We start from the raw sequence: 22673 nt of genomic DNA, 5'->3' as shown, positions 1-22673 counted from the left end.
ATGCACATCCTGCTGATTCACCAAGCCTTTGTAGACCTGGACCAGCCTGGCGGCACGCGCCACGCCGAGTTCGCCCGCCACCTGGTGGCGCAGGGTCACCGCGTCACGGTCATCGCCAGCCCGGTCAGTTACCTGACCGGCGCGGAGCAGGTGGGCAGCCAGGCGGTCCTGCCGGAGGGGCTGACCATCCTGCGGGCGGCCACCTACCGCGCCCTGCACCGCAGCTTTGTGCACCGCCTGCTCAGCTTCTTCTCCTTCACCGCCAGTGCTTTCTTTATCGGCTTGCGCGTGCGCAAGGTAGACCTGGTTTGGGGCACCACGCCGCCCATCTTCCAGGCCGTCACCGCCTGGGCGCTGGCGCGGCTGAAGCGAGCGCGCTTCTTGCTGGAGGTGCGCGACCTGTGGCCGGCCTTCGCTGTGGAAGTCGGCGTGCTGCGCAACCGACTGCTGATCCGGGCTTCGGAGTGGCTGGAACGCTTCCTATATCGCCAAGCCGATGTACTGATCGCCAATTCGCCTGGGTTTGTGGAGCACATCCGCCAGCGCAGCGGGCGCACAGCCGAATTGGTGCCCAATGGGGCCGACGAAGCTATGTTTGATCCCCAGGCGGACGGGGAGGCTTTCCGCCAGCGTCACGCACTGCAAGGCAAGTTCCTGGTGCTGTACGCTGGGGCGCACGGCCTCTCCAACGACCTGGGGGTGGCGCTGGCGGCCGCCGACCAGCTGCGTGACCAGCCTGAGATCCGCATCGTCCTGCTGGGCGATGGCAAGGATAAGCCTGCACTACAAAGCCAGGCGGCAGACCTGGGCCTGGACAATCTGATCTTCCTGCCGCCGGTGCCCAAAGAGCAGATGGCCGAGGCGTTGGCCGCTGCCGACGCTTGTTTGGCGATCCTCAAGCCGCTCAAGCTCTATGCCACGGTCTACCCCAACAAAGTCTTCGATTACCTGGCCGCCGGCCGACCGATCGTGCTGGCGATCGACGGCGTCATCCGCCAAGTGGTCGAAGCCGCCGGGGCGGGCGTCTTCGTAGCCCCCGGCGACCCGGACGCGCTGGCCGCAGCCATCCGCCAGATGGCTGTCGACCCGCAGCGGGCGCGTGCCATGGGCCGCGCCGGGCGCGCCTACCTGCAGGCGCACTTTTCGCGCAGAGCGCTGGCCCGCCAGCTGCAAACGATTGTCGAAGCCCAGGGCTATAATGCCCGTGATGGGCAGGAATAACCCCCCGGAACTGAGTGAAAGCGAACTGCGCCGCCAGCTGCTGGAACGCCGGCGGGCAGACCGCGCCCGGCGCCTGCAGCGCTTCAGTCAGGATGGCGAACTGGCTGCCAGCCAGGCGGCCGCCGCCGAGCCGCCGCAAGGCGACCCGCTGAATGGCCCACAGGTACACCCCGCGCCCGGCCTGCGCCTGGCCAGCGGGGGGCCCAGCCGCCTGGACCGGACTTTGCTGGTCGTGGAAATCCTGGCGGTACTGGGTCTGGTCTATATCTTCTTCAACGGGCTGAGCGTGCTGGACAACTTGAACAAAGAACTCTCGGCCGCCTTTCAGCTGGGCGGGGAGGCCAGCGCGGCGCCGATCATCGGCCCGGTGGTGTTGCCCTCCGGCCACACCCCGCCCGGCCAGAGCGGCGCGGCGCGCCCGAACGAAGCCGAAATCCCCGAGCATTTGCGCCCGCAAATGCAAGCCTATCTGGCCTCGCTGCAGGCGCCTACTCCGGGGCCGGAGCAGGCGCTGGGCATCCGCATCGAGAGGATCGGGGTCAATGCGCCCGTGGTGTTGGGCGACGATTGGGAAGCGCTCAAACGCGGCGTGGGCCAGCACATTGGCAGCGCCAACCCCGGCCAAACCGGCAATTTGGTGCTGAGTGGGCATAACGATATTTACGGCGAGGTCTTTCGCCACCTGGATGAACTGCAGCCCGGCGACGAGATCGTGATTTTCACCGCCAGCCGCACCTACACTTACAAGATCGTGGAAACACGCATCGTCGCCCCCACAGCTGTGGAAGTGCTGGCGCCCACCCCGCAGGCGACACTGACCTTGATCAGCTGCTACCCTTACCGGGTGGATACGCAGCGCATTGTGGTGATTGGCGAGCTGAGCAGCAATTAAGGCACAAAACGCCACAAGGGCAGGACGCGGTCTTCTCCAAACAAGTATTGGCTGTAGGGCTGCAAATGCCCTTCCAGCATCGGCCCGTAGGGGTTGGTTTGGGTCAGGATGTACTCGTTGCCAAAAATGTAATCCACACCCAGTTCAGCCAGGTACTGAGCGCCACGTTCAGCTTGCAGGGCATGCAAGTAATCGACCGTGTTCATCAGCCCATCCATGTTGACGATCGTGATCCCCTGGCTGAAGTAGCCCAGGTTGCCGGAGCCTGTAATGGCCACCCGCGCCCCCGGCTCTACATTGGCCTGCAGCCAGCGGGCGCGATGCAGATAAAAGTGATTGCTGCCGTCGCCCGGCTGGCGAATGGCGCCCTGCAGATGGCCAAGATAAAACAGCGTCAGGCCCAGGGCGGCCAGGCCGCCCAGCACCGGCGCGAGGCGGCCAGCCGCCGGCAGAACGCGGCCCAGCCAGCGCAGCAGCGCCGCCAGCAGCAGGCCCAACCCAAACAGCAGCCAGATCATCTGCGCCATCCAGTACCAGGGCTGCTGGGCCACCGAGCCGCCAAATTTGTAATAAGCAATTTGCAGGAAACAGCCCACAAAGAACGGCAGCAGACCCAGGGAAACCGCCGCCGAGCGCACAAACTTGCGCTCGGCCCACACCAGGCCGCCGGCCAGGGCGGCCAGTATGCCACCCAGCGCCAGCAGCGCCATACGCCGCGCCGGCACAGACACCGCCTGGCCCAGCCAGGTCAGCAGCCCTTCGGCTGCGGCGTACAGCGAGGCGGTGGCCAGCGACCAGGGACCCAGTTCCGGATGATCGGTGAAGAATTGGCCGCCAAAGTCCACCCAGTTCTTGACCGGGAAGCCATAGGCCGTATTGCGCAGGGTGCCCCACCACAGTTTGACCTGCCCGCTGACCGGCGTGGCCGTACCGAAGGCCAGCAGGTTCCAGGCGACATAGGCGGCCAGGGTCAGCGCTACCGGGGCCAGAAAGGCGGCGGCCACCTGAAAGCGCCAAGCCCAGGGGTTGCCCTGTAGGACCGGCGAATTGGGCGGCTGCCAGGAGCGCAGCCACAGCCATATCCCGCCCGCTGCCACGAAAAAGACATTGTCCAGGCGGGCCAGCACCGCCAGGCTGGCCAGGCCGCCCAGCGCCAGCAAGCCGCCCAGATTCAGCCGCCCACCGCGGACAGCGGGCGTGCGCACCAGCGCGGCCCAGAAGAGCAGCAGGCAAAAGGCGTTCAGCCCGGCCTCTGTGCCGGAATGCAATACCAGGTCGTGGATGCGCGGCACAATGATCCACAGCAAGCCCGCCAGGGCGCCGCCTGGGCCGGCGCCCTGGCGGAGCAGCAGGCGATAGAGCAGGATGGCGCTGCCGGCACTGATCAGCGCCGAGAGCAGCATCAGGACGCGCAGCGGCAGCAGCACATCTGATTGCGCCAGGGCGAACACCGGCGTGATGAGGAACAACCACAGCGGATGGAAGCCGTTGGTGGGGTTAATGCGATCGAAGGTGAAGCCGTAGCCTTCAGCCAGATTGCGCGCCGCCTGGAAATAATAGAAGCCATCGTCGGAGTTGTACCAGTCCAGAATGGTGTTGGGATTGCTCAGGCTAAGGTAGATCTGCGGCAGGAGAGCTAACAAGAGCACAAAGACTTCAAAGGGATGGCGGTTAAGCCAGGTGCGCAAACGAGCGAGCATTTTCCGAGTATAACGCGCCATGCTGCGCAGACCCGCCCAGCGGTGATACACTGCCCAGCCTATGCCCTCCCGAAAACCGACAACAAGCAAACTTCCGGCCCTGTTCGTCTACCTGCTGGCACACTTCACCAGCGGCTTCGCCAATAAGCTGGTGCTGACCACCTACATCCTCTACCGCGTGGATGTGGCGCAGCTGGACCCGCTGCAGCTGGTACTGCTGGGCACCATCATGGAAGCGTCCATCTTCCTCTTCGAAATCCCCACCGGCGTGGTGGCAGACGTCTACAGCCGGCGCGTCTCGGTCATCGCGGGCTTCTTCCTCATTGGCCTGGGACACGCCATCGAAGCTCTGGCGCCCTTGTTTTGGGTGATCGCTCTTTCGCAGTTCGTTTGGGGCTTTGGCTCCACCTTCATCAGCGGCGCTTTCTCGGCCTGGGTTACAGACGAGGTGGGGACAAAAAATGCCGGTTCGGCCTTCCTACGCGGCAACCAGGTCAGCCTGGCGGGCAATTTGCTGGGGATTCCCTTTGGCGTTTTGCTGGGGTCCATGAGCCTCGGCCTGCCCTACCTGGTGGGCGGCGGACTGTATATGCTGCTGGCCTTGTTCCTGCTGCTCTTCATGCCAGAAACCGGCTTCAAACCCGTGCCGGCAGAACAGCGTGAGGGTTGGCGCAGTATGTTCACCACCTTTAACAAAGGTCTAGCCGTGATCCGCGGCCGGCCGGCACTGGTCACCTTTGCTTTGATCGGCCTGGTGCTCGGTTTGTACAGTGAAGCCTGGGACCGGCTCTCGCAGCCCTTCCTGCTGGAACGCTTTGACTTCCCGGACCTGTTTGGCCTGTCGCTGGGCGCCATCGAATGGCTGGGGATTCTGAATGTAGCTTTCATCCTGGCCAGTCTGGCGGCAAATTACGCTGTCAAGCGCCGCGTGGACACCCAAAAAGGCGCCAACATCTTGCGCAGCCTGCAAGGCATTTATTTGGGCATGGTGGTTGCCATGCTGCTCTTCACGCTGACGCGCAATTTCTACCTAGCGATCGCCGCCATGATCACCTTCAATGGCTTGCGCGCAGTCAGCTTCCCGTTGATCACCGCTTGGATCAACCAGCAGATCGACTCCAAAGTGCGCGCCACGGTCTTGTCCATCACCGGCCAGATCGATGCGCTGGGTGAGCTGGCCGGCGGCCCCATCCTGGGCGCCGTGGGCCGCAGCCTGTCCATGCAGGCCGCGCTGTGGGCCTCGGCGGCCACGCTGGCCACCACCGGGCCGCTGTTCGAGCGCATTCGCCGTCTGACCAGCCAGGAGAAGCCTAAGAAGAGCCGCTAACGCGGCTCTCTTTGTATGCCTTAGGGCAAGTACCAGCGCGCCCGCCAGTCACCCGAACCAGGCTCCGGTTCGAAGAAGTCGGCATTCAGGTGCACCATGTGCATGAACAGCTTGCCCGGCTTGAGCGGAAATGGCGTGCCGTCGGCATACACAAAGCGGATCGGGCGCAGGCGGCCCGTCTCTTGCTCGTATTCGCCATTGATCGTGGACCAATACAGGTCGCAGACCAAGCCGTCTCGCAGCAGTTTGACCCGGCCAATGGTGCCTTCCATGCTCACATCAAAAATGGTGCCGGCCTCATTGAGCTGTTGGTGCTCCACAAAGAAGACCATCACGTTCTCAAAATGCAGCGGCTGGCCGGTCAGTGCCTCGGTGCTGACTTCTTGCACCTCCGGCGTGGTATTGGTGTTCTGGTGGCGGAGGTACGCGCCGCGGTCGGCATCGTAGCTCCAGTAGGTTTGGTTGGCCACGTTGTAGAACATGGTCAGCGAGGCGGCCGGTGTGCAACCTTCCGGCGGCGCTTGCTGGAACAGATTGCCGGTCAGGTTGGGCGGGCCGTGCAAGCCCACATTTTCGGCAGCGATCTCTTGCAGGCGGGTCACGTCGATGCCCGCCGCGCCGATGTCGCCGTCATTGGTGCTGGAGGCCTGGGCGCAGACCTGGATCTGGGCCAGCACTTCAGGGTCGGCGCCAGCGATCACTGTGCAGCCCTCAAAGTAGCCGCGCATCGTCTCGTAAACCAGGCGGCCGGAGCGCACGCCCTCGATGCGGATGGCATGCCGCACGCCCGCATCAATATCCAGCAGCTGGCTGGCATCCTCCGGCAGCACAAAGCCGGCGGTCTGGCCGGTAGCCGGGTCGGCATCGCTGTCGATGCTGTCATCGGCGCTGGCATTGGCAGCCACGAAGTAGAAGGTTTGCATGCTGCTGGGGATGCTGAAGCGCACCTGGTAGCGGTAGCCATATTGCGGCTCCACCTGGAAGAAGTATTTGCCTGCGCCGTCCGTGGTCGTGCTGCCGATCACCTGGCCCTGCAAGATCAGTTCAACACCGATGCCGGGCACGCCGGGCTCACCTTCATCCTGCAGCGAGTTGCCGTTGTTGTCGTACCAAACCCTGTCGCCGATGATGAACTGGTTCTCAGCGGTCTCGGGGCTATCAGAACCGGCCTGGTCGCCCAAGACCTGGTCCAAGTCAATCTCAGGGTAACAGCCGTAGAACTGTGCATACAAGCGCGTGCTGCCTTCACCGATCCACCATTCGCTAACCCAAGCGACCCATTCCAAGCCCGTGGGCGGGCGCGTGGCGGCCGGGGGAAACTGCGAGATGGAAATGCCCACCACGCTCCACTCGGCCGCTTCCGGCACACACAGCGGCTGGCCGGTGAGCGGGTTGTAGCCCGCCGGGAAGTCGTCCGGACCCAGGCTGCTGGGCGCAGTGGACACAAAGCCAGCGTCCATTCGTACGCCGGCCGTATCCAGGGTGAACGTTTCGGTTTGGCCGCTGTTTGTGTCCGCATCGCTGTCGGCGGCGTCATCGCCCGCATCCATTTGGGTGAACTGGTAATCCGCAGGCGGCTGGAAAGCCACCCGGTACTGCTTACCCACCGGCAGAGCGGTGAACTCATACAAGCCCGCGGCATCGCTGGTTAGCTCATCCAGCATGTCGCCCTGTGCGTCCAGCAGACGCACAATCACTTCAGCCAGGGGCGGCTCCGCTGCGTCCTGGAGGCCGTCCGCGTTCTCATCCAGCCAGGTAAAGCCGGTGATCCCGGCTGCGGCTGGTTCAGACGTATCTGTTTCGGGTACGATGGGCACGATCAATACCAGGCCGGCATCCACATCCGAGAGTCGGCTGTTGATCAGCATCACTTCAGTGCGCCCGGTGATCGGGTCCACGTCACTGTCCAAGGCCGGGTCATTGCCCTGCCCTTGCTGGGTAAAACCATAGCCCAACGGGATTTCAAATTCCAGATAATACGCTCCGGAATTTACTCCCTGCTGCCCGACTTGATAAGTCCCATCCGCTCCAGTGAGCGCGGTGGAGACTAGGCTGCTGTCTTCTGTGTTGTACAGGCGCACGGTCACGCCTTCAACCCCAGGCTCACCCGAGTCCTGGATGCCATTGGCGTTCTCGTCCAACCAAACTAGGTCGCCGGCAGCCACACAGCTGCTAAGCAGTACGGCCAGTAAAAGGGTTAGAGCAATTTTCATCGATCGGTTACGGAAAAATGTAGGCATAGCACCTCTGCAAGCGAATAAAAAGAAAGCGCGCCTCTCCTCACCTATTCTAACCCGCAGAGGCAGGCGTTATAATCATTTTTGGAGTTTCAATGAAAAAAGACCCTTTCAATTCGATTAAAAATCTCAGTGCAAACAACAAAACCTACCAGTATTACAGCTTGCACAGCCTGGAAGAGGCCGGCCTGACCCAACTGGTGCGCCTGCCTTTCTCCATCCGCATCCTGTTGGAAGCGGTGCTGCGCAACTGCAACGATCTGGATGTATTTGAAGACGATGTGCGCAACCTGGCGGGCTGGCAGCCGCAGGCTACCGGCCGCCCGGCGATGCCCTTTAAGCCCGCCCGCGTGCTGCTGCAGGACTTCACCGGCGTGCCGGCCATCGTAGACCTGGCCGCCATGCGTGATGCCATGGCCGCGCTGGGCGGCGATCCGGCCAAGATCAATCCGCTGGTGCCGGTGGACCTGGTGATCGACCACTCGGTGCAGGTGGACTTCTTCGCCTCGCCGGACGCCTTGCAGCGCAACGCCGAGATCGAATTCATGCGCAACCGCGAACGCTACGAGTTCCTGCATTGGGGGCAGCAGGCCTTCGACAATTTCCGCGTGGTGCCGCCCAACACCGGCATTGTGCACCAGGTCAATCTGGAATTTTTGGGCCAGGTGGTCATGACCAAAGAGCAGGACGGCGCCACCTGGGCTTTCCCCGATACCCTGGTGGGCACTGACTCGCATACCACGATGATCAACGGCCTGGGCGTAGTGGCCTGGGGCGTAGGCGGCATCGAAGCTGAAGCCGCCATGCTGGGCCGCGCGGTGGACATGCTGGCCCCGGACGTGATCGGCTTCAAGCTGCACGGCAAGCTGCGCGAGGGCGTGACCCCCACCGACCTGACCCTGACCATCACCCAGATCCTGCGCAAGAGGGGCGTGGTGGACAAGTTTGTGGAATTCTATGGTCCCGGCCTGGACTCGATGAGCCTGGCCGACCGCGCCATGATCGGCAACATGTCACCCGAGAACGGCGCCACCATCACCTACTTCCCGGTGGACGCCGAAACGCTGCGTTACCTGCGCCTGACCGCCCGCAGCGAAGAGCAGATCGCCCTGGTGGAAGCCTATTGCAAAGCCCAGGGTCTGTTCCGCGAGGCCAATTCGCCAGACCCGGAATATACCGATGTATTGGAGTTGGACCTGAGCAGCGTGCAGCCCAGCCTGGCTGGGCCCAAGCGCCCGCAAGACCGCGTCACGCTCGAGGATATGCGCGGCGAGTTCCACAAAGCGCTGGTGGCGCCCAAGAGCGAGCGCGGTTTCGCCCTGGCGCCGGAAGAGCTGGAAAAGAAGATGACCTTCGGCACCAACGGCTCGCAAGCCGAGATGGGCCACGGCGCGCTGGTCATCGCCGCCATCACCTCCTGCACCAACACCTCCAACCCCTCGGTGATGCTGGGCGCCGGCCTGCTGGCCAAGAAGGCCGTAGAGCGCGGCCTGAAGGTTAAGCCTTACGTCAAGACCAGCCTGGCCCCCGGCTCGCGGGTGGTCACTGAATACCTGGAGAGCGCCGACCTGATGGAGCCGCTCTCCAAGCTGGGCTTCAACCTGGTGGGCTACGGCTGCACCACCTGCATCGGCAACTCCGGCCCACTGGCCGGCGAGGTGGTCAAGGCCGTCACTGGCGGCGACCTGGTGGCCGCTGCAGTGCTCTCCGGCAACCGCAACTTTGAGGGCCGCATTCACCCCTACGCGCTGGCCAACTACCTGGCATCGCCGCCGCTGGTGGTGGCCTATGCCTTGGCCGGCACGGTGGACATTGACCTGACCAACGACCCGCTGGGCATGGATGGCGACGGCAATCCGATCTACTTGCGTGACATCTGGCCGACCAGCGAAGAAGTGCGCCAGGCGATCGAAAGCAACGTGCGCCCGGAGATGTTCGCCGAACGCTATGCCAACGTCTTCACCGGCAACGAAACCTGGAACAACATCAGCGCTCACGAGAGCGAGCTGTACAACTGGGATGCTGATTCGACCTATATCCAGCAGCCGCCCTTTTTTGAAGGGCTGAGCCGCGAGCCCAAGCCGATCGGCGAGATCAACGGCGCCCGCGCCCTGGCCATTTTGGGCGACTCGGTCACCACGGACCACATCTCCCCCGCCGGGGCGATCCCCGCCGACGGCCCGGCCGGCAAGTACCTGCTGGAGCACGGCGTGACCGTGCCCAACTTCAACTCCTTTGGCTCGCGCCGCGGCAACGATCGCGTGATGGCCCGCGGCACCTTCGCCAACATCCGTCTCAAGAACGCCATGGTGCCCGGCGTGGAGGGCGGCTTTACCGCCCACCAGCCCAGCGGCGAGCAGATGAGCATCTTTGACGCCTCAGCCAAATACAAAGAAGAAGGCGTGCCGCTGATCGTGCTGGCAGGCAAGGAATACGGCTCCGGCTCCAGCCGTGACTGGGCCGCCAAGGGTCCGCTGCTGCTGGGCGTCAGCGCGGTGATCGCCGAATCCTTCGAGCGCATCCATCGCAGCAACCTGCTGGGCATGGGCATTTTGCCGCTGGTCTTCCAGGCCGGGCAAAGTGCGGACAGCCTGGGCTTGGACGGCACCGAGAGCTTCAACATCGCCGGCATTACCGCCGATATGGCGCCGAATACCGAGCTGCAAGTGACCGCCACCAAGCCGGACGGCCGCCAGATCAGCTTCCAGGTGGTCAGCAAGCTGAACACCGTCCAGGACGTCGAGGTCTATCGCCAGGGCGGCATTCTGCCGTCCGTGATCCGCGAGATGTTGTAAAAGAAACGAGATTGGAAATTTCCTAGACTAGCTTTGTGTCTTTCTGAGCCAGCGGCGCAGCGCGCCGCGAAGAAGTTTACGTACAGTAGTCAAAATCAAACCCGGCTGACAAGAGACTTTGTCAGCCGGGTTTGATTCTTAACCAATTGTTTAAAACAGCTCTTCGCTCCGCTCAGAGCGACACAGCAGGGTGTGATCCAATTTTATCCCTCCTGCAGGTGGTGCCGTCCGTCATCGCCAGGCGTGTAATCCATCAACCCCTGCGGCACATGCGGGTCGATCTCCAAAGCGCCAGAATCCATGGCTTCCCAGATAATCTCAAAAGGCGCCTTGGCTTGCTGCCATTTCTCTGCCATAACCACGCCGTGGCCAGGCAGCACTGTGAAGGCAATCTTGCGCGGGTCATCGGGGTTGAGCAGCGACTCGGCCCGGCTGAAGGCGGCCTTGATGCCGCGCGCCTGGGCTTCAGTGGCGCACGAGACCAGGTAGTGATAATAGGGCGGGTCCAGCGGCACGTATTCCACCAGTTCCGGGTTGAAGGCCTTGACGCCGCGGTGTCCATGCAGCTTAGAGCGGATCACCGGCACTTCGGTCTTGACGCCGGCTACAGTCTCTTTGGAGATGCGCGGCAGGTGCTCGTCCATATCCATCATCTCGACCGCTTCGGATGAAGGCGGGTCGTTGCGTTTGCCATCCACATGGCGCACCTGCGCGCCGGAACCATCCGGGCGCACGCCAATGATCACGGCCAAGTCATCGTCGGTCAGGCGACCTTTGTGCACCGGGCGGGCGCTGCCGGTCACCGTGGCGATCAGCGCATTTAGGCGCGGGTCCCAGGTGGCGAAGCAGCCCTCGCTGTATTGCTTGGCCACACCTTCATTAACTGCGGGTACCTGCACCAGGTCTTCGATGCGCACCATATCGGTGAAAAAGCCGCGCGCCCCAATCTCGTTGCCGGCCCGGCGCATGGCTTCCGGGCTGCTCAGCGCTTCCCATTCGGGAAACTTGATCTCGGGTTGGATCAATTCGTGATTGGTAACCTCGGTCGTGCTTTCGGTGGTGACGATGCGCAAAACGATGTCGCTGTAAAAGGCCTCGGCCGAGGTGTTGTGGCTGGCCGGGTAAGCGCCCACCAGGTCGAAGTGGTAGACGCGCTCCGGGCGCTCGTCGCCCACCAACAGCAGGATGCGGATGCTCTTGGCCTGCGCCTGCAGCATGCGCGCCAGCGAGAGGATCGGCCCGCCGCGCAGCCCCTGCTCGATCAACACCTTGTAGGCCGTGGGCGACAGGCCCTCGAACTGAAAATCCTCTGCTGCCGGCGTTTCTTTGGCCAGCGCAGTCTGGAAACGGTTCATCCATTCGTCGAACTGTGCCGGGCTGATCTGGATGATGTTATAGACCACCGGGGAGCGCTTGAGGCCAAATTTGCGGCGGGCGGTGAAGAACAAAGCCTCGCGCCAGGAGACCGATTCACCAAATGCGGCGGTGGTGAAGAGCACGTCAATATCTTCGGCAGGCGGATCGCTAACCTGGTGGCCCAGCGCGGCGAAGCGTTCCAGCAGTCCCTGGCGGAAATTTTCCAGCAGGGGTGTCATCGGACCGGGAGTGAAAGCTACGCCAATCTTGCGCAACCAGGCATGGGTCGGATTGGACGAGAGTGAAGTCGATACTTGCATAACCAATACCTCTATAAGCAGTTTCGATTAACTATAATAACCGGGTGAAAGCAAAAAGCAACCAACCCAGTTGCACAACTGTGAATGTTACAATCCCGCTCAGAAAGCGAAAGAACTATGTCCAACCAAGAACCTGAAATCACTTCCGTTTCCTCCAACGCCGAATCCGACGGCCGCCGCGGCCTGCGCATCGTGCTGTGGTTCATCGCCGGCGCGCTGATCTTCTCCGCCCTGTGCTGTCTGTGCACGCTGGTCGTAGCCTGGTTTGGCGGCGACTACATCATTGACTTCCTGCGCAGCTACTAAGCGCCTCAGCCCAATCAAAAAGACCCGGACGAACTGTCCGGGTCTTTTTGATTGGGCTGAGCACATCTTGAGGACGAAGTCAGAGCAGAGACACGTAGGGGCTAGGCATGCCTCGCCCTGCATAAGCCGAACTGCTACAACCGCTTGCGGAAGCGTGCCGCAAACTCCGCTTGCAGCTGGGCCAGCCCATCTAGCGCCAGCTGGCGCTCGTCTGGCGCGCAGTCCAGCGCGGCGAATTCGTCCTCATCCAGAATGAATTGGCGCCCATCCGGGTAAACCAGCAGATCCAAGGCGAAGTCACGGAAAACCAGCTCCCCAGGGCGCAGCACAGCAGGGGCGGACACGTTGCAGTACCAGCCTTTGAGGTGGTCGTCTTGCGGGTCACGAATTTCAAAGATATTGAACCAGCGATCCAAATAATAGGTTTCCAAAAAGCGGTCGCCCTGGTTCAGTTGAATATCGATCAGCTTGCCGCTCTCGGCGTTAAAGGCCGCTTCGATCAGCACTTGGTTGGACGTCTGGGAGAGCAGCTTCCCCTGCCACTGGTAGAGCAGTTCGCCAGCCGGGTTTTGTTTGAGGACCGTGATCTCAGTCATGGGGAAAGAGCTGGATGGCCTCCGCCGGGTCGAAGCTCAGGCTGAGCGGCTGGCCCAGGGCAGGCAGTTCCACTTTGGAGGGCAATTCAATAGCCAGCCGCGTCTCACCCACGCTGATTTCGGCCTGCAGCTGGCTGCCGCGGAACTGCTTGCCCACCAGTTCGCCGCGCAGCTGGGCCGGGCCGTGCTCGCCCAGTACAAAAGCGTCCGGCCGGAAAAGCACCATCACCGGGCCAGGCGCTGCGCCGGAGGGCGCCGGGAAGCGGCCCAGCGGCGTCTGGACTGCGGCATCGTCACCGCTGCCGCTCAGCTCACCTGGGAGCAGGTTGCTGAGGCCTAGGAAACGGGCCACGAAGGCCGAAGCCGGCTGGCGGTAAAGCTGCTCCGGCGCGGCCACTTGGGCCAGTTCACCGGCGTTGAGCAGCGCGGCCCGGTCGGCTACGGCATAGGCTTCTTCCTGGTCGTGCGTTACATAAATGCTGGTCTGGCCTGCGGCGCGCAGGATGGCCGCCAGATCACCCTGCAGGCGGGCCCGCAGGGCGCGGTCCAGCGATCCCAGTGGCTCATCCAGCATCAGCAGGCGAGGCTGCGGGGCCAGGGCGCGTGCCAGGGCCACGCGCTGCTGCTCGCCGCCGGAGAGCGCAGTTACCTCGCGGCGTTCAAACCCGCCTAGGCCGACCAGTGCCAGCATCTCGGCCACCCGCCGTTCGGCGCGCCCCGGCCGCCAACCGGCCATTTGCAGGCCAAAGGCCACGTTGCCCGCCACGTTGCGGTGCGGGAACAAGGCGAAGTCCTGGAACATCAGCCCAAAGCCGCGGCGGTGTGGCGGCACTTCGGTCAAATCCGCCCCATCCCACAGCACGCGGCCCTGGTCCGGCATTTCCAGGCCGGCAATAATATTCAACAGGGTGGATTTGCCGCTGCCGCTCGGCCCCAGCAAGGCCAGCACTTCACCGGTGTCCACCTGCAGGTCAATGCCTTGCAGCACCGGGACACCGTTGTAAGCCTTGTGGATGTTCTCCAAGCTCAACATGCTCAGAATTCTCCCACATCGGCAATGCGCAGGCGTTCGATCAGCAGCATGCCAACCCCGGTGAACAGCATCAGCAGGGTGCTGAGGGCCATAGCCTGCCCATAGGTTTGCGCGCCGGGTTGGCCCAGCAGGCGGAAGATCAGCACCGGGATGGTGGGATACTCCGGCCGGGCGATCAGCGCGCTGGCGCCAAATTCCCCCACCGAGACGGCGAAAGCGAACAGGGCCGAGACCAGCAGGGCGCGGCCCACCAGAGGGAGGTCCACATTGCGCAGCACCTGGCCCGGGTTGGCGCCCAGCATGGCGGCCGCCTGGCGCAGCCGCGGCCGGATGCTGCGCAGCGCCGGGGTCAGGCTGCGCACCACAAAGGGCAGCGCCACCAGACTGTGGGCCAGCGGCACCAGCAGCGGCGAGGTGCGCAGGTCCAGCGGCGGCCGGTTAAGCGCCACGATGAATCCCAAGCCCAGCGTCACGGCCGAAGTGCCCAGCGGCAGCATCAGCAGCGGATCCAGCAGGCGGCTGCCCAGGTCCTGCTGACGGGTGGCCAGCAGCCAGGCCGCCGGCAGCCCGACCGCCAGCGAAACCAGGATGGTGGCCCCGGCGTACAGCAGCGAGGTTTGGATGGCCTGGGAGGGAGTGGCGAAGAAGATGTTGCCGCGCGGGTCCTCGCCCAAGCTGCGGTAATAGTCCAGCGTCAGGCCGCCGCCCTGCACCTGGGTCTGGCCGCGCTCCGGGGTCAGCCGAGAGATGGAACGCAGACCCAGGCCCAACAACGGGGATAAGAAGAAGGCCACCAACACAGCCAGATACAGCCCGGCCAACAGACGTCCGCGAGCACCCAACGGGCGCGGCGCCACACGCGTAGAAGCCAGCTCCAGCGGGCGAGAAAGCCGGGCGGACAAGCGCGTGTACAGCGCGGTCAGCGCCAGCGTGCACAGCAGCTGCAGGAGCGCCAGCACGGCGGCCACCGGCAGATTGAACAAGGCGGTGGTTTGGTAATAGATCTCGGTTTCCAGTGTGGCAAAGCGCGGCCCACCCAGCACCAGCACCACCCCAAACGAAGTGAAATTGAAGATAAAGACCAGCAGGGCCGCGGCGGCCAGCGCCGGGGCCAGCAGCGGCAGGCTTATGCGGAAGAAGACCTGCCAGGGCGCGGCCCCCAGGCTTCGGGCCGCTTGTTCGATGCGCGGGTTGAGCCGCCCCCAAAAGTCGCCCACCAAACGCAGCACGATGGTGGTGTTGTAAAAGACATGCGCCACCAGGATCGCCCCGAAAGTATTGACGAATTGCAGCGGAGGAACCGGAAGCTCGAACAAGCTCATAGCGGCCTGGTTGACCCAGCCGCGCGGGCCAAGCAAGGCATCAAAGGCGGCCGCCACCACCAGAGTGGGCAGCACAAAGGGAATGCCGCTCAGGGCGCGCAGCAGGCTCTTGCCGCGGAACTGGTGGCGGGCCAGCAGCCAGGCCGCCGGCAGCCCCACCATCAGGGTCAGCAGCGTAGACAACGTGGCCTGCCAGAAGGTGAAGCCCAACACGCTGCGCTGTGCGGGGCTGCCCAGCACGGCGGCCACAGCTTGCCCCAGCCCGCCGCCGCGCTGTATGCTGAGGGTCAGGATGCTGCCCAACGGATAGAAATAGAAAAGGGCCAGAAAGGCCAGGGGAAGCAGCCAGAGCAAAGCCAGCAGGACTTTGCGCGGCGGCTTCACCGCAGCGTCCAACGCGTAGCCGTGCGCGGGAAATCCTGCTCGCGCCAAGCAAAAGCCTGCTCGACGCGCAAGGTATACACCTGCCCGCCCAGGATCGAGACCTGGTATTTCTGCTGATAGGCCTGATCCAGCTCTTGCAGCAGATCAGGCTCGGCCACCGTCTCGATCTGCCCCTCCAGGATCACGACCTCATCGCCGCTTTCCAAGTGCAGGGTGACCGAGGGATTGGCGGCCAGGTTGCGGCCCTTGCGAGAGCTGGTGCCACTGCTGAAGTAGAAATTGCGCTTATGCCACACGCCCCACACTGGGGCGGCATGCGGACGGTTCTCTGCCGCAGTGATCAACCAGTAGTTGCGGGCCGCACCCATGCGCTCTTCGACATACGACCAGGGCAGCAAGCCAGCCTCATCCCTGGCGATGCCGTAACCCGGCATATACGGACGCGTGGCTTTAGGCTGGGTCATAGGTCCAGTTTATCGCAATACCGCATCGGTCCAGGCCGCCACCCATTCTTCGCGGTAGGCAGCAATCGCCTCAGGACTGACCAGGATCGGCTGCTGGGGCACCTCCAGGAAATCCACGAAGACCTCAGCCAATTGAGCGTTGGGGTTGACCGGGAAAACGAACATTTGCAGCGGCAAATCTTCCTGGAAGGTGGGCGAGAGCATAAAGTCCACCCAGGCCTCGGCCAGGGCGCGCTGTTGGGTGCCGCGCAGGATGCCGACGAACTCGATCTGGCGGAAGCAGGTGTCGTCCGCCACCAGTGCAGCGGTCACCGGGCGCTCCAGCGGCTCCTCGGCGAAGATCAGGTCCACCGGTGGGCTGGAGGCGTAAGAGACCACGATCGGTCGCCCTCCGCCCCAGCGGCTGAACTCGGTGTAGAAGGCCGTGTCCCAGTCGCTGACCACGCGCAGGTCATTGGCCACCAGGCCGCGCCAAAAGTCCAGGTAGCCATCTTCGCCAAAGTGGCCGATGGTGGCCAGCAGGAAAGCCAGGCCCGGTGAGGAGCTGGCTGGGTTTTGCACCACCAGCAAACCGGCATATTCCGGTTTGAGCAGGTCTTCCAGACTGGCCGGGGGCTCAAGATCGTTTTCCTCGAAATAGGCGATGTCGTAGTTGAGGCACACATCGCCATAGTCCACCGGCAAGGCCCCGTTGTGCGGGTCGAGCTTGAAGTGGTCGGGGATCTCGGCCAGCAGGGGCGAATCGTACGGCTCAAAGATATCGCCCTCCAGCGCCCGGCTGAGGAAGGTGTTGTCCACGCCATAGAAGACATCCGCCAGCGGCGCGCCAGCAGCCAGCACAGCCTGGTTGGTCGCAGAGCCGGCATCGCCCACCTTGAGGAAGACGACCTCGGCGTTATGCTGCTCCTCGAAAGCGGCGACCACCGCTTCGGAAACGGCAAACGAATCATGGGTCATCACGGTCAACGTGGTCCGGCCGTCGACCTGAGCCGCCGGGGCGCAGGCCGCCAATAGCAAGGCAAACAGGGTTAAAGCAAACAGTAGGGGTCTCATAGCTCTCCTGGTATCTCTGAATCAGGGGTGGAAAGGACGCACAACAGCGTGCCGCCAGCCAGCTCGACCCGCGGCCGGGGGCCGGCCACCAGGTTGCTGACGCCGCGGCTGCTGCCGAGTGGCAGGGTTTCGTCCGCCAATGGGTAAGCCAGGTCGTGCGTGGTCACGCCGCGCGCATCGCCGCCCAGGGGCAGGAGCGAGACGCGTTCGCCGGGCTGGGCATCCAGGTCCTGCCCGCCGCGGATGGGGAACAACCGTTGGTCGCCGTGCAAGAAGAGGATCGACAAGTGAGCGAACTGTTCCTGGGCGGCCAGCAGCAAGTTGGCTAAGCTGTGGTCCCAGCGGCCGCCCAGGCCGGCCAGCACGACCACTGCGCCGGCGCCCGCGTCTTCGGCCGCCTGCAGGGCCAGTTCCAGATCGGTCTGGTCCTTCTCCGCTGGGTGGCGCTGCAGCTGCGTCCCGCGGGCTTGCAGTTCGGCCTGCTCAGCCTGGCTGAGCGAATCCATATCGCCCACCAGCAGGTGCGGAGCCAGACCCAGGCGCAGGCAGTGGCGGCCGCCGCCGTCGGCGGCGATCAGCAAACCCGCCGCGTCCAGCCGCGTCTGCAGGTCGGGCGGCGGGGCAAACTCCCCATTGGCGAAGACGACTGCGATCAAAACAAAACCTCCGGTGGGTAGCCGGAGGCGGGAGCGCGTCACGCTAAGCAATTCCTCCGCCGGCATTACCCGGATCAGGTCTCCCAGGCACAGCCTGGGTACGGGTCGTGGCGTATGTCTCGGCTCTGCCGGAAACATGTGCCACCTCTCAGCCAACGCGTGTCAGATATTTGGCTTAGCCAAATCTTGGTTTAGCCAAATGACTGACACGCAAGCTCCCCGTGCAACTAAATTGTCTTACAAGTATAGGAGGCCAACAGGCGAACGTCAAGCCGCCGGTTGGGCGGGCAGGTACACCTGGGCGTAATAATCACACAGATCGCTCACCGGGCACATCTCACACTTGGGCCGGCGCGCCTGGCAGATCTCACGCCCCAGGCGGATGATGTTGAGGTGCGCAGTGAAGAAGGTCTCCGGCGGCAGCAGCGCCTCAAAATGGGCGTGAGCCTTATCGGCATTCATCTTCGCTGGGCGAATGCCCAGCCGCCCGGTAACACGATAGACATGCGTATCCACCGGAAAGGCCGGCATCCCCAGCGAGAACTGCAGAATGATGGCGGCCGTTTTGGGCCCAATGCCGTTGAATTGGGTCAGCCAGGCGCGGGCTTCTTCCCCGGACAGGTCGCGCAAGAAGTCAATCGAAAGTTCGCCGCGCAACTGGGTGATCTGGCGCAAGACCTGCTGGATGCGCGGCCCCTTCTGGTTGGCCAGGCCGGCGGGCCGGATGGTCTCGACGATGTCTTTGGCCGGTGCATCCCGCACATCTTCCCAACTCTTGTAACGCGCCTTGAGCGCAAAGAAGCCGATGTCTCGATTGGTGTCACTGGTGCTTTGCGAGAGAATCGTGGAAACCAGCTCGTCTATGGGCGGCAGGGGATTGCGCCATTCAGGCGTGCCATACACTTCCACCAGGCGTTGGTGAATGGCCAAACAACGAGCCGCCAGGGCGGACTGGTCTGCTGTGTTCACGCAGCCTGTCGAGCGGCGCGCCCCGCCGCAGTGTGATAGCGGGCAAAGTAGCTGTGCAGACCATGCCGTAAACGCTGTCCAAACAACACCTGGCGCTTCACCGGGGCGCGGAATTTTTCGTTAAGCTTGGCGGCCAGCTTGTCAATTTCTTCGTTGGCGCTCTTTTTACCGTCCAAGCGCTGCAAACGGCTGTGTACGTCTTTAATAAAGCGCCGCATGGCGGCGATGTCTTCAGCGCCGGCCTTGCCGCCGCGCCCGGCGATAATTGTATAGTCTTTATAGTCCCGGCCCGAGAGCAGATCCAATTGCTCCAGCCAGGCGCCAATATCTGCATTGGCCAAAAAGGGCGGTTCATCCACGGTCAGCGTATCGCCCACAAACACCACGCCATCCTGGGGCACCAGCAGCCAACTGGTGGCAGGGCTGGGGCCGGGGCGATGTTCCATGCGCAATTCAGCTTCATCGAACTGCAGGCCCACTTGTTCAGAGAACGTGAGCCGCGGCAGGATCCAGCGCAAGCCACTCAGCCCGGAGGTCTCTTCCCACTCCGCGCCGCTTTCCTGCTTAAGCGCCTTGAAGATGGCCGCCCGCCGTCGAATTTGGCGGGTGACCTCGCGGTGCGCCAGCACCTGGGCTTCCATGGTCTGCACGCCCAGGGTGCGGTCCGGGTGAGCGTCCAAATTGAGCACCAGCCGCCGCGGGGCAGCGCCGGCCTGCTCCAGATCCGCCAGCCACTGCCGGCCCTGTTCGGGTTGCAACGGAGCGTCCACCAGCAGGGTCACCTGCGGCAGCAGCAAGGCGCCGACGGTGACGCCCGCATAACCATTCTCGTAATAAATGTTGGCTTTAAGCTTCTTCACTAGAGACGCCCCGTGCGTGCGATCGGCAGGGTAAAGGCAAAGCGCGCACCGTTGTCCGGCTCGCTTTCCACCCAGATCCGGCCGCCATGCCCCTCGACGGTCAATTTGCAATAGGCCAAACCCAAGCCTAGCCCGTGGGTCTTGCCCGCAGATTTGGAGGAAGGCTGCACGCGGGTAAATTTATCAAAGATGCGCTCGTGCTCACTCTTGGGAATGCCGCGGCCCTGATCCTGCACCCAAAACTCCACAAAGTCGCCGCTGCGCTTGGCGCCACACACCACAGACATACCCCCCTTGGAATAACGGATCGCATTTTCCAATAGATTGATCAATACGCGGCGGATCATTTCGCTGTCGGCCATGACGCGCGGCAGGCCTTTGACCACAGCATCCACCAGTTCCACCTGCTTGCTTTGCGCCGCCAGCGTGACCGCTTCCAGGGCGGCCTGCGCCAAACTGGCCACCGCCGTCGGTTCCGGGCTGCCCAGTTTCTGGCCGGATTCCATGCGCGAAGTGTCCAACAGGGAATTCACCAAACGCTGGATGCGCTCGGTGGAGCGCATGGCAATATCCAAAACCGAGCGCATAGTCGGGTCTGCGTCGGCGGGCAGCATCATGGCAAGCACATCCAGGCCGGAGACCACATTGGCCAGCGGGGAGCGCAAGTCGTGGTAGATCATCGAAGCCAGGTCTTCCCGCAAGGTATCCAGGTTCTTGCGTTCCGTGATGTCGCGCAGGATCCATTGCAGCTGCACCAGGCCGTCCACATCAATACGGCGCACATACACCTCGACATAGCTATCGGCATTGTTCTCGGCCTGCAAAACGGATTCGTAGGATACGCTTTGGCCATCTTTCAGGTTAGCCATATCTTTGCCCAGCACCTTGCTGTCGGCTTGGTGAAAATGGTGAACATTCATCGTCTGCAGATGATTCTTGTTCAGGTTCAGCAGTAAATGGGCCTGGCGGTTGGCCTCGACAATGTTTCCCTCCAGATCCGTGATGAGGATGGGGTCAATACTGTCTTCGAAGAGCTCCAAGTAGCGGCTGCGCGCCGCCTCCATTTGCTCAAACAATTGAGCGTGCTCGATCGCCGTGCCGGCCAGGTTGCCAATCCCTTCCAGCACCAGCAGATCGCTGTTGTCCAGTTCACCACTGACCGGGTTGATCGCCTGCAGCACGCCAATCACTGTTTGCTGGGCGCGGATCGGGCTGGTGGCAATCGCCCGCGCCTGCAGCCCGATCTGCGCATCAATTTCATGGAAATAGCGCGGGTCTGTGTCCACATCTGGGACCAGCAAGCCCTCATTGTGTTGGGCGACCCAGCCGGCCAGCCCCTGCCCCACCTGCATACGCATGCCGATCAGTTTCTTGCTCAGCTCGCCGCTGGCCGCACGGAAGACCACGCTGTCGCCATCCACCAAAGCCAGCGCCACAGCCTGCACTTCCAGGGCGCGGGCAGTCTGCTCCAGGATGGTCTGCAAGACGTCGTCCAATTGCAAGCTCTCGCCAATCGCTTTGGCGCTGTCCGCCACGGCGGTCATGATGGCGGCCCGGCGTTGGCTTTCGGCGTAATAGCGCGCATTGAGCACGGCAAAGCCGGACAAGTCGGCAATCACCTGGACGAGATTTAGATGATCGGCGTTAAAGAAGCCCGCCTGAGGGTGCGTCAGGGTGACCACGCCCACCAGCTTGTCACGCACGATCAGCGGGGCGCTAACTACAGACTTGGAAGCTGCCTTGGATTGGTTTCTTTCTGCAGTAGGTTGCCAACGCTCGTCTTGGCTCGTGTCTGGCACCAGGGCCGCTTTGCGATTGGTAGCCACCCACCCGGCCAGGCCGCTCTGCAGCGTGAATTTCAATTGGCGGGTGGTTTCTTGAATGACTTTGTCTCTAACAATAATGATCGAATCGATGGGCTCTTGATGGTCATCCAGCACGATCAGGCTGCCGCTTTCCGCGATCACATTCTGCATGGAAAGCTTCAGCACGCGTTCCAACACCACCCGCAAGTCAAGCGCCGAGGCAAGCTCGCGGCTGATGTGATAGAGCAGGTCAAGGGAGGCCTGGGTGCGGCCACCCTCCATTACAGGGTTGGGGATCGTCATGTTAATAAAGAAAAGAGCTCGTTTGCCAGACTGGAATCAGTATAGCATAGGGCCTTTTTCGCAGCTTGTCGGACGGCTTGACAATCACCCAGGCAGGTGCAGCAGCAAAGCCTCCAGAGCCAAACGAGCGTTAACGTTAGTTTCCAGTTGGTCCAGCGTTTCCTGCAGCTTTTCCACCCAGACATGAATGCTGTCCAGGTTCAGGGTCTGCGCCACCTGCTCCAGCTGAGCTTCACGGTCCGGGTTGGCCACTGCGGCAGAAGAGCCGCCGGCCCGCAAAAGCGCATCCCGCCAAAAAGACAGCCAGACCAGCAGCAGCTCACGCAGGTTGTGGCGGTCTTTGCTGGCTTTTTCAGCAAAGGCAAAGCGCTGCACCGGGTTGGCAGTCAGCAGGCTGTCACAGGCGTCCAACCAATCGGCCCGGCGCTGCAAAAGTTCTGGCTGGGCCTGCCAGCGCAGCGCCAGGCCGGGGCGGCCGGCGCTCAGCCGGGCCAGCAGTTGGGCTTGCTCGGCGTCCAGGCCGCGGGCGACCAAGCTGGCGGAGAGCATCTCGGCCGGCACAGGGCGCAGGCGCAGCAGTTCGCAGCGCGAAACGATGGTGGGCGGCAGGCGGTCTTCATCCGTCGCCGTCAGGCAGATCAGCGTGCGCGGGTTGGGTTCCTCCAACGTCTTGAGCAGCGCGTTGGCCGCCTGTACGCTGGCGTCTTCAAAGTTGATCAGGATCGCCACCTGGCTGTTGGCTTCCAACGGAGTCCGGGACAGTTCGCGGCGCAGTTCGCGGATGGCTTCGATGCGCAGGTCACGGTCGCCTTCATTGCGCGAGACCAGCAGCAGGTCGGGGTGCTGGCTGCGGGCAAAACCGCGGCAGGCGCGGCATTCACCGCAGAACTCGCCCGGCGCCGGGGGCGCCTGGCAGTTCAGCGCCTGAGCGGCGCGCAGGGCTAGCGTGCGCCGGCCAATCCCCGGCGGGCCGGTCAGCAGATAGGCCTGGCGCAGCTGCCCGGACCCGATCTGGGTCTTCAGCAGGCGAACCGCCCATTCGTGGCCAATCAGGTTCCAGTTGGCGTCCATAGT

General features: G+C 63.0%; 18 protein-coding genes. 5 read left to right on the top strand and 13 right to left on the bottom strand.

Features of this window, described 5'->3' with window-relative positions:
- Both KF885_04835 and KF885_04830 read left to right on the top strand, forming a co-directional pair.
- Positions 1-1221, top strand: a complete 1221-nt coding sequence (locus KF885_04835) for a glycosyltransferase family 4 protein (protein ID MBX3048480.1) — start codon at positions 1-3, stop codon at positions 1219-1221.
- On the top strand, positions 1208-2113 hold the full coding sequence (locus KF885_04830) for a class D sortase (protein ID MBX3048479.1): 906 nt from the start codon (positions 1208-1210) through the stop codon (positions 2111-2113). Before KF885_04835 ends, KF885_04830 begins: the two co-directional genes overlap by 14 nt.
- Here the strand turns inward: KF885_04830 and KF885_04825 are convergent.
- Positions 2110-3813 (bottom strand): hypothetical protein, encoded by a 1704-nt coding sequence (locus KF885_04825; protein ID MBX3048478.1) that lies wholly within the window; start codon positions 3811-3813, stop codon positions 2110-2112. The genes KF885_04830 and KF885_04825 overlap by 4 nt on opposite strands.
- Before the next feature lie 61 nt (positions 3814-3874).
- Here KF885_04825 and KF885_04820 point away from each other — a divergent pair, with 61 nt between their 5' ends.
- Positions 3875-5140 (top strand): MFS transporter, encoded by a 1266-nt coding sequence (locus KF885_04820; GenBank protein MBX3048477.1) that lies wholly within the window; start codon positions 3875-3877, stop codon positions 5138-5140.
- 20 nt (positions 5141-5160) lie between these two features.
- On the opposite strand, the gene KF885_04815 is transcribed toward KF885_04820, so the two are convergent.
- Complete coding sequence (locus KF885_04815) at positions 5161-7353, bottom strand: DUF3048 C-terminal domain-containing protein (GenBank protein ID MBX3048476.1); 2193 nt, start codon at positions 7351-7353, stop codon at positions 5161-5163.
- 119 nt (positions 7354-7472) lie between these two features.
- On the opposite strand from KF885_04815, the gene acnA reads away from it, so the two are divergent.
- Complete coding sequence (gene acnA, locus KF885_04810; GenBank protein MBX3048475.1) at positions 7473-10172, top strand: aconitate hydratase AcnA; 2700 nt, start codon at positions 7473-7475, stop codon at positions 10170-10172.
- Positions 10173-10375: 203 nt separating this feature from the next.
- Here the strand turns inward: acnA and KF885_04805 are convergent, their stop codons facing one another.
- Positions 10376-11848 carry a hypothetical protein gene (locus KF885_04805; protein MBX3048474.1) on the bottom strand — a complete coding sequence of 491 codons (1473 nt, stop codon included), beginning with the start codon at positions 11846-11848 and terminating at the stop codon, positions 10376-10378.
- 117 nt (positions 11849-11965) lie between these two features.
- Between KF885_04805 and KF885_04800 the strand changes: the two genes are divergently transcribed.
- Complete coding sequence (locus tag KF885_04800; protein MBX3048473.1) at positions 11966-12154, top strand: hypothetical protein; 189 nt, start codon at positions 11966-11968, stop codon at positions 12152-12154.
- Positions 12155-12288: 134 nt separating this feature from the next.
- Here the strand turns inward: KF885_04800 and KF885_04795 are convergent, their stop codons facing one another.
- The 10 genes from KF885_04795 to KF885_04750 all read right to left on the bottom strand — a co-directional run bounded on the left by KF885_04795 (position 12289) and on the right by KF885_04750 (position 22670).
- Positions 12289-12750: a DUF402 domain-containing protein gene (locus tag KF885_04795; GenBank protein ID MBX3048472.1), complete on the bottom strand. Its 462-nt coding sequence runs from the start codon at positions 12748-12750 to the stop codon at positions 12289-12291.
- Positions 12743-13783 (bottom strand): ABC transporter ATP-binding protein, encoded by a 1041-nt coding sequence (locus KF885_04790; protein MBX3048471.1) that lies wholly within the window; start codon positions 13781-13783, stop codon positions 12743-12745. Before KF885_04790 ends, KF885_04795 begins: the two co-directional genes overlap by 8 nt.
- 2 nt (positions 13784-13785) lie before the next feature.
- Complete coding sequence (locus KF885_04785; GenBank protein MBX3048470.1) at positions 13786-15537, bottom strand: iron ABC transporter permease; 1752 nt, start codon at positions 15535-15537, stop codon at positions 13786-13788.
- Positions 15486-15953 (bottom strand): pyridoxamine 5'-phosphate oxidase family protein, encoded by a 468-nt coding sequence (locus tag KF885_04780; protein MBX3048469.1) that lies wholly within the window; start codon positions 15951-15953, stop codon positions 15486-15488. The genes KF885_04785 and KF885_04780 overlap by 52 nt, the downstream gene beginning before the upstream one ends.
- Before the next feature lie 9 nt (positions 15954-15962).
- A complete protein-coding gene (locus KF885_04775) occupies positions 15963-17006 on the bottom strand; it encodes a thiamine ABC transporter substrate-binding protein (protein ID MBX3048468.1) in 1044 nt (347 codons plus the stop codon).
- Positions 17003-17662 carry a thiamine diphosphokinase gene (locus tag KF885_04770; protein ID MBX3048467.1) on the bottom strand — a complete coding sequence of 220 codons (660 nt, stop codon included), beginning with the start codon at positions 17660-17662 and terminating at the stop codon, positions 17003-17005. The genes KF885_04775 and KF885_04770 overlap by 4 nt, the downstream gene beginning before the upstream one ends.
- Before the next feature lie 267 nt (positions 17663-17929).
- Entirely contained in the window at positions 17930-18631 is a 702-nt protein-coding gene (locus KF885_04765) for an endonuclease III (GenBank protein MBX3048466.1), read from the bottom strand.
- Positions 18628-19491, bottom strand: coding sequence for a hypothetical protein (locus KF885_04760; protein MBX3048465.1), 864 nt, complete (start codon positions 19489-19491; stop codon positions 18628-18630). Before KF885_04760 ends, KF885_04765 begins: the two co-directional genes overlap by 4 nt.
- On the bottom strand, positions 19491-21599 hold the full coding sequence (locus KF885_04755; protein ID MBX3048464.1) for a GAF domain-containing protein: 2109 nt from the start codon (positions 21597-21599) through the stop codon (positions 19491-19493). Before KF885_04755 ends, KF885_04760 begins: the two co-directional genes overlap by 1 nt.
- Positions 21600-21683: 84 nt before the next feature.
- Entirely contained in the window at positions 21684-22670 is a 987-nt protein-coding gene (locus tag KF885_04750; protein ID MBX3048463.1) for a DNA polymerase III subunit, read from the bottom strand.
- Positions 22671-22673 lie beyond the last annotated feature (3 nt).

The sequence above is a fragment of the Anaerolineales bacterium genome, assembly GCA_019637805.1.
Lineage (GTDB): Bacteria > Chloroflexota > Anaerolineae > Anaerolineales > UBA11579 > JAMCZK01.
This window is presented reverse-complemented; position numbering and strand designations above follow the sequence as displayed.